This window comes from Streptomyces sp. NPDC005070, from assembly GCF_053600395.1.
Window position 1 is genome coordinate 37,858 of the sequence record NZ_JBSFZS010000061.1, and the last position, 11,849, is coordinate 49,706.

An 11,849-nucleotide genomic window follows, 5' to 3' on the forward strand; every position below is an offset into this window, starting at 1 on the left:
CGTACTTCCGTACCGAGGAGCCCTCATGAGCCCCGTCACAGAGACCGACGAACACAAGGCGCTCCGTTCCGCGGTCGCCGCTCTCGGCAAGCGCTACGGCCGCGAGTACCTCACCAAGGCCGTCGCCGAGGGCGGTCACCCCGACGAGCTGTGGGCCGAGGCGGGAAAGCTCGGCTATCTCGGGGTGAACCTCCCGGAGGAGTACGGCGGCGGAGGCGGCGGCATCGCCGAACTGTCCATCGTCCTGGAGGAGTTGGGTGCGGCGGGCTGTCCGCTGCTGATGCTCGTCGTCTCGCCCGCCATCTGCGGCACGGTCATCGCCCGCTTCGGCACCGAGGAGCAGAAGCAGGCGTGGCTCCCGGGCCTGTCGGACGGCACCCGCACGATGGCGTTCGGCATCACCGAGCCCGACGCCGGTTCCAACTCGCACCGCATCACGACCACGGCCCGCCGTGACGGCACCGACTGGGTCCTGACCGGCCGCAAGGTGTTCATCTCCGGCGTCGACATCGCCGACGCGACGCTCATCGTGGGCCGCACGGAGGACGCGCGCACCGGCAGCCTCAAGCCCTGCCTGTTCATCGTCCCGCGTGACGCCGAAGGCTTCGGCCGGCGCCAGATCGACATGGAACTGGCCAGTGCCGAGAAGCAGTTCGAGCTCACCCTGGACGAGGTGCGGCTGCCGGCCGACGCGCTGGTCGGCGACGAGGACGCGGGACTGCTGCAGCTGTTCGCCGGTCTCAACCCGGAGCGCGTGATGACGGCCGCGTTCGCGATCGGCATGGGCCGTTTCGCGCTCGCCAGGGCCGTGGAGTACGCGCGGGACCGCACCGTCTGGAAGGCGCCGATCGGCGCGCACCAGGCCATCGCCCACCCCCTCGCGCAGGCCCACATCGAGCTCGAACTGGCCCGGCTGATGATGCAGAAGGCCGCGTACCTGTACGACGCGGGCGACGACGTCGGGGCGGGGGAGGCCGCCAACATGGCCAAGTACGCGGCCGGTGAGGCCTGTGTACGGGCCGTCGACCAGGCCGTGCACACCCTCGGGGGCAACGGCCTCACCCGGGAGTTCGGCCTCGCCTCCCTCATTACGGCGGCGCGCGTGTCTCGTATCGCGCCGGTGAGCCGGGAGATGATTCTCAACTACGTCTCCCACCAGACCCTGGGCCTGCCCAAGTCGTACTGAGCGCTCTAGGAGGAACCGTGTTCCGCAGCGAGTACGCAGATGTACCGGCCGTCGAGGAACCCATTCACGAGGCCGTCCTGGGCCGCGCCGCCGAGCGCGGCGAGACGCCCGCGCTCGTCGACGGCGTCGACGGCACCACGCTCACCTACGCGCAGGTCGACCAGTTCCACCGGCGGCTGGCCGCCGCGTTCGCCGAGGCGGGGCTGCGCAAGGGCGACGTGCTCGCCCTGCTCAGCCCCAACACCATCGCCTTCCCCGTGGTCTTCTACGGGGCCACGCGCGCGGGGGCGTCGGTCACCACGGTGCACCCGCTCGCCACGGCGGAGGAGTTCGCCAAGCAGCTCCTGGACTCCTCGGCCCGCTGGATCGTGACCGTCTCGCCCCTGCTGGAGACGGCCCGCCGGGCCGCCGAACTCGCGGGCGGCGTACGGGAGATCTTCGTCTGCGACCAGGCGGAGGGCCACCGGTCCATGCTCGACCTGCTGGGCAGCACCGCGCCCGAACCGCGGGTGGACATCGACCCCGTCGAGGACGTGGCGGCGCTCCCGTACTCCTCGGGCACCACGGGCGTCCCCAAGGGCGTGATGCTCACCCACCGCTCCATAGCCACCAACCTCGCCCAGCTCTCGCCGGCCATGCCGATGAACCCCGGCGAGCGCATCCTCGCCGTGCTGCCGTTCTTCCACATCTACGGACTGACGGCCCTGATGAACGCGCCCCTGCGGCAGGGCGCCACCGTGGTCGTGCTGCCCCGCTTCGACCTCGACACCTTTCTCGGCGCCATCCAGGAACACCGCATCACCGGTCTGTACGTGGCGCCGCCGATCGTCCTGGCACTCGCCAAGCACCCCGCCGTCGCGGAGTACGACCTGTCCTCGCTGGAGTACATCGTCTCGGCGGCCGCACCCCTGGACGCCGCGCTCGCGGCCGCCTGTTCGGCCCGGCTCGGGCTGCCGCCGGTGGGCCAGGCCTACGGCATGACCGAACTGTCGCCCGGCACGCACGTCGTCCCGCTGGACGCCGAGAACCCGCCCCCGGGAACGGTCGGCAAACTCGTCGCGGGCACCGAGATGCGCATCGTCTCCCTCGACGACCCGGACAAGGACGTCGGCGTCGGGGAACGCGGTGAGATCGTCGTCCGGGGACCCCAGGTCATGAAGGGCTATCTGGGCCGGCCCGACGCGACCGCCGCGATGATCGACCCCGACGGCTGGCTGCACACCGGGGATGTCGGTCATGTCGACGAGGACGGCTGGCTGTTCGTCGTGGACCGCGTCAAGGAGCTCATCAAGTACAAGGGCTTCCAGGTCGCCCCCGCAGAACTGGAGGCACTGCTGCTCACCCACGCCGGCATCGCCGACGCCGCCGTCATCGGGTCCTACAACGAGGACAACAACGAGGTCCCGCACGCCTTCGTGGTGCGCCAGCCCTCGGCCGCGGACCTCTCCGCGAACGAGGTCATGCTGTACGTCGCCGAGCGCGTCGCCCCGTACAAGCGGGTCCGGATCGTCACCTTCATCGCCGCCGTCCCGAGGGCTGTCTCCGGGAAGATCCTGCGCCGCGAACTGCGAGGCCCGTCATGACCGTCGTCCGCACGGAACACGAGCGCGGCATCACCACGCTCACCCTGGACTCGCCCGCCACCCGCAACGCGCTGTCGGGCGTCCTCGTGGGCGAGCTCACCGACGCGCTCACCCGCTGCGGCAAGGACGGCGACGTACGCGCTGTCGTCCTGACCCACACCGGGAACACCTTCTGCGCGGGTGCCGATCTGCGTGATCCGCCGCCTCCGGAGGCCTTCGTCGGCCTGCTGCGGCAGATCGTCGAGCTGAGCAGGCCCGTCGTGGCCCGGGTGGAGGGACACGTCCGGGCGGGCGGCCTCGGCCTGCTCGGGGCCTGTGACATCGCGGTGGCGGGCGAGGCGGCGAGCTTCGCCTTCACCGAGGTACGGATCGGGGTCGCCCCCGCCGTCATCTCGCTGCCGCTGCTGCCTCGCACCGACCCGCGCGCACTCGCCCGGTACTACCTCACCGGCGAACGCTTCGACGCCCCCGAGGCCGTACGCACCGGGCTCCTCACGGCGTCCGGGGACGACGTGGACGCCGTCCTCGCGCCCATCCTCGACGGGCTGCGCCGGGCGGCCCCCGACGCCCTCGCCGAGACGAAGGCGCTGCTCACGGCTAAGGTGCTGGAGACCTTCGACCGGGACGCGGCGGACCTCACCGCGCTCTCGGCCCGGCTGTTCTCCTCCGCGCGGGCCCGCGAGGGGATGACGGCCTTCCTCGAACGACGGGATCCCGCATGGGTGGTGTGAGCGCGACGGAACACGCGGCACGTACTCCGCACGTCCCCAAACAGGACCGCAGCCGGGCCACCCGGCAGCGGCTCCTGGCCGCCGCCGTGGCCTGCCTCGCCGAACACGGCTGGGCGGGTTCCACGGTCTCCGTCGTCGCCGAGCGCGCCGGGGTGTCCCGGGGCGCCGCCCAGCACCACTTCCCCACCCGCGAGGACCTCTTCACGGCGGCCGTCGAGTACGTCGCCGAGGAACGCTCCAGCGCCCTGCGGGACCTCTTCCCCGACGGCCCCGCCGACCGGCGTGCCGTCGTCGAGGCCCTCGTCGGCCTGTACACCGGGCCGCTGTTCCGCGCCGCCCTCCACCTGTGGGTCGCGGCCTCGAACGAGGACCAGCTCCGTGCGCGGGTGACCGAGCTCGAAGGGCGCGTCGGCCGCGAGAGCCACCGCATCGCGGTGGACCTGCTGGGCGCGGACGAGTCCCGGCCCGGGGTGCGCGAGACGGTGCAGGGGCTGCTCGACATGGCGCGCGGTCTCGGCCTCGCGAACCTGCTCACCGACGACACGGCGCGCAGGGAGCGGGTCGTGGCGCAGTGGGGGACGATCGTGGAGGAGACACTCGGCTGAGCCGCGGGCCCCGGCGCGCGGCCGAGCCGCGGCCCCGCGCCGTTCCCGGCCCCCGGTCAGGGGCTGAGCCGCTCGATCCGCCAGCCGCCGTCGGACCGGGCCACGTAGCGGAGCCGGTCGTGGAGCCGGTTCTCGCGGCCCTGCCAGAACTCGACCGTCTGCGGGGCGATCCGGAAACCGCCCCAGTGCGGCGGCACGGGCACCTGCTCGCCCTCCGGGTAGCGGGCGACCAGCTCCGTGTACGCGACATCCAGCTCGCTGCGCCCGGAGATGACCGTGGACTGGGTGCTCGCCCAGGCGCCGAGCTGGGAGCCGTGCGGGCGGGTGCGGAAGTACGCGGTGGTCTCCTCCCGGCCCGTGCGCCGCGCCGTCCCGGTGACGATGACCTGCCGGGCCAGCGGATGCCACGGGAAGAGCAGCGAGATGTACGGGTTGTGGGCCAGCTCGCGGGCCTTGCGTGAGTCGTAGTTCGTGTAGAAGACGAAGCCCTGGTCGTCGTACCCCTTGAGCAGCACCGTGCGCGAGCTGGGCCGGCCCTCGGCGTCCGCCGTGGAGACGACCATCGCGTTCGGCTCGTGCACGAAACCATGTACCGCAGCCTGCGCCGCCTGCTCGAACCAGCGGGAGAACTGCTCCATCGGGTGCGGGGCGAGATCGCCCTCGTCGAGTCCCTCGGCGCGGTAGTGCGCCCGCATGGAGGCCGGGTCGGCGGCGATCTTCTCGTGCGCGGCCTCGGCGGCCTCGGCCGCGGCCTTGATGAGGGGCTCGTTCGTGGATTCGTCCGGGACACGATCGTTCACGCCGTCATCCTGCCGTATCGGGGCCCCGCGCGGGCCGGGTGCGCGAGCGGGTGTGCTTCGTCACGCAGTGGCACTCAGTGCCGCGTTCTCTCCCTGAAGATGGCACTCGGGGATATCGTGCTGGTGCCGTTCCGGTTGGAGGACCAGTCGTACGGGGCATCACCGGGGTGACCGCTTTCGGACCGCGAGTCGGCGGAGACCGACCGAAGAACATTCGGGAGTCTTCGCAGACGACCGCGGAACCGGCCGGCGCAGCGCCTCACCGTCGACCGTCACCCCCACAGGGGCGCAGGGTCACCACCACCCCGACAACACCATCCGTCGCACACATCACGAGGAGCCGCCTGATGTCCGACTTCGTACCCGGACTCGAAGGAGTCGTCGCGTTCGAGACGGAGATCGCCGAACCCGATAAGGAGGGCGGCGCCCTCCGGTACCGGGGCGTCGACATCGAGGACCTCGTCGGCCACGTCTCCTTCGGCAACGTCTGGGGACTCCTCGTCGACGGCGCCTTCAACCCCGGCCTGCCGCCCGCCGAGCCGTTCCCGATCCCCGTCCATTCCGGCGACATCCGCGTCGACGTGCAGTCCGCGCTCGCGATGCTCGCGCCCGTCTGGGGCCTCAAACCCCTCCTCGACATCGACGCGGAGCAGGCCCGCGAGGACCTCGCCCGCGCCGCCGTCATGGCCCTGTCGTACGTCGCCCAGTCCGCCCGCGGGCAGGGCCTGCCCATGGTCCCGCAGAACGAGATCGACAAGGCCCAGTCCGTCGTCGAGCGGTTCATGATCCGCTGGCGCGGCGAGCCGGACCCCAAGCACGTCGCCGCCGTCGACGCCTACTGGACCTCGGCCGCCGAGCACGGCATGAACGCCTCCACCTTCACCGCCCGTGTGATCGCCTCGACCGGCGCGGACGTCGCCGCGGCGCTCTCCGGGGCCGTGGGAGCCATGTCGGGCCCGCTGCACGGCGGCGCCCCCTCCCGTGTCCTCGGCATGATCGAGGAGATCGAGCGCACCGGGGACGCCGACGCCTACGTCCGGCAGGCCCTCGACAACGGCGAGCGCCTCATGGGCTTCGGCCACCGCGTCTACCGCGCCGAGGACCCGCGCGCCCGGGTGCTGCGCCGCACCGCGCGCGAGCTGGGCGCGCCCCGCTTCGAGGTCGCCGAAGCGCTGGAGAAGGCCGCCCTCGCCGAGCTCCACGCCCGCCGCCCGGACCGGGTCCTCGCGACGAACGTCGAGTTCTGGGCGGCCATCGTCCTGGACTTCGCCGAGGTCCCGGCACACATGTTCACGTCCATGTTCACGTGCGCCCGTACCGCGGGCTGGTCGGCGCACATCCTGGAGCAGAAGCGCACCGGCCGCCTGGTGCGCCCCTCCGCGCACTACGTGGGCCCCGGCACGCGCGGTGTCCAGGAGATCGAGGGCTTCGAGGACATCGCGCACTGACCCGTGCGGCGCGCACTGACCCGTGCGGCGCGCACCGGCCTGTGCGGTGCGCACCGACCCCGTTGCGAGGCCGTCCGTCGTCACGCGGGAGCGAGCAGCTCCACGTGGTGGCGGGCGGCGACGAGCGGATGCGCCCGCAGCTTGCCCTTGAGTTCGTTGAAGCCGTACTCGGCGAAGAGCGGATTCGACGGGTCGTCGGTGACGCCGGGCGCGGCGGCCGCGTGCGGGAACGGCAGCGGCTCGATCCGGGCGTCCAGGCGCGGGTTGTAGAAGAACGGCACCGAGAACCGCTCGGTGGCCCCGGCCGGGCTCACCACCCGGTGGTTGGTCGCCACGAGATACCCGTCGGTCGCGACCTCCAGGAGTTCGCCCAGGTTGACCACGAAGGCACCCGGCAGCGGCGGCACGTCATGGAAACGGCCGTCCTCGCGCTGCACCTGGAGCCCGCCGATCCGGTCCTGGAGCAGCAGCGTCAGGAATCCGTAGTCCTTGTGCGTGCCCACGCCCTGATCGGCCCCGTCGCCGGCGCTCCCCGGGTAGCGCACCAGCTTCAGGTGCGGGTGCGCCCGCTCGCCGAAGATCGAGTCGTAGAAGCCGGCCGGAGCCCCGATGGCGCTCAGCAACTCGCGCAGCAGCCGGGCCGCGACCGCGCTCAGCCGTTCCATCCAGGCCAGCGCGGCCGTCCGCAGCTCAGGCAGCGCGGCCGGCCACTGGTTCGGCCCCTGGAGCCACCAGTACGCGGGCTCGCCGGGACCAGGCGCCCGCGCGGGCCGCTCGGCGCCTATGTCGAGCTGGTCCCGCCAGTCCCGGCTGCCGCCGGTGCGCTCGTCGCCCGTCCGCGTGTACCCGCGGAAGTGCGGTGAGAAGACGTTGTCGAGGGCCAGCCGGTCGGCCTCGGGGAGCGCGAAGAACCGGTGCATGGCCCGCAGCAGCGCGTCGGTCTCGGCCTCGGTCACTCCGTGCCCGACGAGCTGGAAGAACCCCACGTCGTGGGCGGCGCTGTGGAGCTGCGCGTGCAGCAGCGCCCGTGCCTGGGGGCCGCGGTCGGCGGCCGAGAGGTCGATGATCGGAAGCTGCTGGTACGGGGCCGGGGGCCGCTCGTCCGGGGCAGCGGTGGAATACGTGGAAGACGTGTTCGTCGTCATGAGGTGCGTCCGCGGGGTATACGGGTGCCCGGGGCGGCCGCCGGGGGTGGGGCGGGGGCCACGGGTGCCGGGGAGGGGAAGAAGCCGTGCGAAGGGGGCCGGTCAGGCGGAGCGCCGACAGCCCATGCTCGTGACGCGCAGGAAATCCACGTGGCGGCGTCGGACGAGCATCGGAAGCATGGCCACAGCGTACTGCTCTCCCCGCGAACCATCTGTGACCTGGATCACTCGATGGTCTGCGACGGCTCGGAGGTCCGCGATCGCTCGGGGTCCGCGTTCACCGGGGTCCGCGTTCACCGGGGTCCGCGTTCACCGGGGTCCGCCCGAAAGCGACGGGCGCGGGCCGGGAACGCGGACGACCCGTGAGCTCGGGTCCCTCCGCCTCGCGGCGACGGGGCCGGCCGGACGCACCGGCGAGCTCACGGGTCGGGTGACTGCGTTGGATTGGGCCGGCTGCATGCGTGTCGCATGCCGGTCCGGCGCCGAACCGAGTCCGACAGCGGGCCGCTAGCCCGCAGTCACCTCGTATGTCCGGGTTTCCGTCATGAGCCGAACCACCTCCTCTCCTACGTGTGGAGAACTCTAGGAACCCGTCCCGGGAGGCTCAAGCGATTTATTCGCGTCGTCCGCGCTGTTCGCGGCGCACAGGGATTTCCCTCGTCTTCGGGCATCTTCGGGGAACGAGGTGTGGGCTGGGTCACGTTCGAGTTGAATGGTGATGAGCGAGCGAACTGTCGCGCCGTACACACGGACGCAGCCTGTAGGGGGTCCAGGTGAGTGCTTCCCGGCGTAGTGGGACCACCGACGAGCTGGGGCCGGACGAGCCCGAGCCGGACGGCTCCGATCTGCTTGCCGCGCTGCTGGACGGCATGGACGCCGCCCTGTGCGCCTTCGACGCCGACGGCGTCCTCACCCACTGGAACCGCGAGGCCGAGCGCATTCTCGGGTGGACGGCGGCCGAGGCGGTGGGGCGGCGCGGATTCGCCGGCTGGGCCGTGCGCACCGCGGACGCCCAGGAGGTCGAGGGCCGGCTGATGTCCGCCATGGAGGCGCCCGGCCGCCAGGTGCACGAGTTCGCGCTCCTCACCAAGGACGGCGGAAGGGTGCTCGTCCGCACCCAGTCCGCCGCCGTCCGCGGTCCGGAGGGCAAGCCCGCCGGGGTGTACTGCGCCTTCAGCGAGGTGCACACCCAGATCGACCTCGAACGGTCGATCGCCCTGAGCGAGGCGCTCTTCGAGGACGCCGGCTGGGGTGTGGTGCTGGTCGACGCGGACCTGCGGCCCGCCGTCGTCAACGCGTACGCCGCGCAGGCCCTCGGCACCGGACGCAGCTCCGCCCTCGGCCGGCCTCTGGGGGACCTGCTCTCCCAGGGCGTCGAGGAACTGGAGAGCGCCCTCACCCACGTCCTGTCCGAAGGCGCGCCACCGGCCCCCGCGGAGATGTGGGTGAGCCTGCGCACGCCGGAGGGCGAGAAGCGGCGGTGCTGGCGCAGCGGCTTCGTGCGGCTCGCCTCGCCGCTCGCGGAGGAGCCCGTACCGCTCGGTGTCGGCTGGCTCTTCCAGGACGTGACCGAGGCCAAGCAGACCGAGCAGGAGGCGGCGCTGCTGCGCTTCCGCGCCAACCAGTTGCACCGTGCCGCGCGGGCCGCGGCCGAGTGCGAGAACCCGGGCGAGGCCGCCGCCGTCCACCTCGACTTCGCCCTCGCGGGCTTCGCCGACCACGCCCTGGTCGACCGGGTGGCCCCGGGCCGGCCGGCCGGCGGGGAGGGGCCCGTCCGGCTCGTACGGACCGTCGCCACGCCCGCCGGGTCGCCCGGACCGAGCCACATCACCGGCAAGGCCGGACTGCCCCTGCGCTACGGGGAGGGGCACCCCGCGCTCCAGTGCGTGGACCGCGCCGGTTCGGTCCGGGCCGACGCGGCCGCCGCCGACCCCGAGCAGGCGCGCGAATGGGCCCTGGCCCGGCAGTGGCCGCGCGACTCCGTGTACGCCCTGTGCGCGGTGCTGCGCAGCCGCGGCCGGACGCTCGGCGTCGTGACGTTCCTGCGGGGCGCGGGCCGCAGCCGGTTCGAGCGCTCGGACGCGATGTACGCGGAGGACGTGGCCGTACGGATCGCGACGGCCCTGGACCTGGAGGAACTCGCGGACAAGGCTTAGAGCCCCGTGAGCCTCCTCCGGCCCGATCCGCCGGACACGGCCTAGCGGCGGTAGAAGATCCGGTCCCCGTACTCCGTCATGACCCGGCCGTTCCACTCGTGGCCGCCGTCGACGTTGCCCGAGCGGAGCAGGGGCGGCTCGATGCCGCGGTCGGCGAGGGCGCCGGCCGCGGTGGCCATCACGGCCTGGAGGAGGGCCGAGGTGACGACGGTCGAGGCGGGCGCGAAGGGTGCCTCGATGGAGTCCAGGGTGAGTTCCGCGTCGCCGACCGGGATCCGCGAGTCGAGGACGACGTCGCAGTGGTCCTTGAGGTAGGTCCCCGACACGTGCCGTGACGTCGTCTCGGTGGTGTAGGCGACGGAGGTGACGCCGATGACCTTCACGCCCAGGGCGCGGGCGTTCATCGCCATCTCGACGGGAAGCGCGTTGCGGCCGGAGAGCGAGATGATCACCAGCAGGTCGCCGGAGCGCAGCGGGCTGGAGTCCAGGACCGCGCTCGCCAGACCGTCGACCCGCTCCAGGGCGGAGCCGAGGGTCGCGGGCATGACGTCGACGCCCACCACTCCCGGTACGGCGAGCAGGTTCATCAGGGCGAGACCGCCCGCGCGGTAGACGATGTCCTGCGCGGCGAGCGAGGAGTGACCGGCGCCGAAGGCGAAGAGCCGGCCGCCCTCCACGACGGTGTCCGCGATCAGGTTCCCGGCCGCCTCGATCTCCCCGGCGTCCTCGTCCCGTACCTGCCGCAGCAGGCCGATCGCGGCGTCGAAGAACTGCCCGGCCAGCTTGCTGTCGCTCATCGGCGAAGCCCCTTAGAAGTCTCGTCGGCTTGGAGATCTCGTCGGCGCCGGGTCGGCGCGGGGCGGGCGGACGGCTGAACCGGTCGCCCGGCGCGGCCGTACTCCCGTCGTGTCGCGGATCACGTTGCGGTCTGGACCACTGCCCTGTCAATACGGCTTACGGGGCGCCCGCGAGCGCGGCGGCGAGGGCGCCCGCCGGCCGGGCGGGTCCTCGTCCGCGTGGATTCCGAGGCGATCGTTGCCAAGCGGTTCGGACGGCGAGGCACGGTTGTCAGTGCTATGCGTCAGAATTGAGTTCAGGGCCAGCGCACACGCCGGTGGGCCATCGAGTCTCCGGCAGAGCTAATCGAGGGGCACGAATGTCCGGACTGATCGACACCACGGAGATGTATCTCCGCACCATCCTCGAGCTGGAGGAGGAAGGCGTTGTCCCCATGCGCGCCCGGATCGCGGAGCGGCTCGACCAGAGCGGCCCGACGGTGAGCCAGACAGTGGCGCGGATGGAGCGCGACGGTCTGGTGGCGGTGGCGAGCGACCGGCATCTGGAGCTCACGGACGAGGGGCGGCGGCTGGCCACCCGCGTCATGCGCAAGCACCGTCTCGCCGAGTGCCTGCTCGTCGACGTGATCGGCCTGGAGTGGGAGCAGGTGCACGCGGAGGCCTGTCGCTGGGAGCACGTGATGAGCGAGGCGGTGGAGCGGCGCGTGCTGGAACTGCTGCGCCACCCGACCGAGTCGCCGTACGGAAACCCGATCCCGGGCCTGGAGGAGCTGGGCGAGAAGGACGGCGCGGACCCGTTCCTGGACGAGGGCATGGTGGCGCTGTCCGAGCTGGACCCGGGTCTGGACGGCAAGACCGTGGTCGTCCGGCGGATCGGGGAGCCGATCCAGACGGACGCCCAGCTCATGTACACGCTGCGGCGGGCGGGCGTGCAGCCCGGTTCCGTGGTCAGCGTGACCGAGTCGGCCGGCGGGGTCCTCGTCGGCAGCGGCGGTGAGGCCGCGGAGCTGGAGGCGGACGTTGCCTCGCATGTGTTCGTCGCCAAGCGCTGACGCGCCTTCCGGTACCCGCGAGGGGCAGTTCCCGGGCGCCGACCGCGAGGCCGGCAGTCGCTGACCTCCACGTCGGCGTCCGGGAGCACGCCGGACACCCCCGTCCGTACCGCCCCGGACGGGTCAACTGCTGTGATGGAAGGGGCAGTTGTGATGCTTCCGCGACCATCTCGAAACCAAGATTCAGTGTGCCGAATCGCAGCGCCGAGACCGTTTGCGTGCAAGGCTGTCGCGTGAGGCATATGACCTGAGGGCTCTTGACCGTGTCCGGGAGCGATCCTGCACGGTCGGGGAGGGGGCGTGAGGATGTGCCGCAGACGCGGAGAGGGCCCCGGCGCCTTTCGGC

Annotated in this window: 10 protein-coding genes; 7 read left to right on the top strand and 3 right to left on the bottom strand. The window is 72.3% G+C overall.

Annotated elements, in window-relative coordinates:
• The first annotated feature begins 25 nt into the window (after nt 1-25).
• The 4 genes from ACWEBX_RS21530 to ACWEBX_RS21545 are packed head-to-tail and all read left to right on the top strand — an operon-like array spanning nt 26 to nt 4,105.
• Nucleotides 26-1,186: an acyl-CoA dehydrogenase family protein gene (locus ACWEBX_RS21530; RefSeq protein ID WP_451886441.1), complete on the top strand. Its 1,161-nt coding sequence runs from the start codon at nt 26-28 to the stop codon at nt 1,184-1,186.
• Between the two features lie 17 nt (nt 1,187-1,203).
• Entirely contained in the window at nt 1,204-2,769 is a 1,566-nt protein-coding gene (locus ACWEBX_RS21535; RefSeq protein ID WP_451886442.1) for a 4-coumarate--CoA ligase family protein, read from the top strand.
• Nucleotides 2,766-3,500 carry an enoyl-CoA hydratase family protein gene (locus ACWEBX_RS21540; RefSeq protein ID WP_451886443.1) on the top strand — a complete coding sequence of 245 codons (735 nt, stop codon included), beginning with the start codon at nt 2,766-2,768 and terminating at the stop codon, nt 3,498-3,500. Before ACWEBX_RS21535 ends, ACWEBX_RS21540 begins: the two co-directional genes overlap by 4 nt.
• On the top strand, nt 3,488-4,105 hold the full coding sequence (locus tag ACWEBX_RS21545) for a TetR/AcrR family transcriptional regulator (protein ID WP_382792782.1): 618 nt from the start codon (nt 3,488-3,490) through the stop codon (nt 4,103-4,105). Before ACWEBX_RS21540 ends, ACWEBX_RS21545 begins: the two co-directional genes overlap by 13 nt.
• A gap of 56 nt (nt 4,106-4,161) precedes the next feature.
• Here ACWEBX_RS21545 and pdxH read toward each other — a convergent pair whose 3' ends face one another.
• Complete coding sequence (gene pdxH / locus ACWEBX_RS21550; RefSeq protein WP_451886449.1) at nt 4,162-4,800, bottom strand: pyridoxamine 5'-phosphate oxidase; 639 nt, start codon at nt 4,798-4,800, stop codon at nt 4,162-4,164.
• Between the two features lie 452 nt (nt 4,801-5,252).
• On the opposite strand from pdxH, the gene ACWEBX_RS21555 reads away from it, so the two are divergent.
• Nucleotides 5,253-6,353, top strand: a complete 1,101-nt coding sequence (locus ACWEBX_RS21555) for a citrate synthase 2 (RefSeq protein ID WP_451886444.1) — start codon at nt 5,253-5,255, stop codon at nt 6,351-6,353.
• 80 nt (nt 6,354-6,433) lie between these two features.
• Here ACWEBX_RS21555 and ACWEBX_RS21560 read toward each other — a convergent pair whose 3' ends face one another.
• Nucleotides 6,434-7,498, bottom strand: coding sequence for an isopenicillin N synthase family dioxygenase (locus tag ACWEBX_RS21560; protein ID WP_451886445.1), 1,065 nt, complete (start codon nt 7,496-7,498; stop codon nt 6,434-6,436).
• A gap of 773 nt (nt 7,499-8,271) precedes the next feature.
• On the opposite strand from ACWEBX_RS21560, the gene ACWEBX_RS21565 reads away from it, so the two are divergent.
• Nucleotides 8,272-9,654: a PAS domain-containing protein gene (locus ACWEBX_RS21565; RefSeq protein ID WP_451886446.1), complete on the top strand. Its 1,383-nt coding sequence runs from the start codon at nt 8,272-8,274 to the stop codon at nt 9,652-9,654.
• Nucleotides 9,655-9,695: 41 nt separating this feature from the next.
• Here ACWEBX_RS21565 and ACWEBX_RS21570 read toward each other — a convergent pair whose 3' ends face one another.
• Nucleotides 9,696-10,451, bottom strand: a complete 756-nt coding sequence (locus ACWEBX_RS21570) for an SIS domain-containing protein (RefSeq protein ID WP_451886447.1) — start codon at nt 10,449-10,451, stop codon at nt 9,696-9,698.
• A gap of 359 nt (nt 10,452-10,810) precedes the next feature.
• Between ACWEBX_RS21570 and ACWEBX_RS21575 the strand changes: the two genes are divergently transcribed.
• Entirely contained in the window at nt 10,811-11,503 is a 693-nt protein-coding gene (locus ACWEBX_RS21575) for a metal-dependent transcriptional regulator (RefSeq protein ID WP_103554111.1), read from the top strand.
• Nucleotides 11,504-11,849 lie beyond the last annotated feature (346 nt).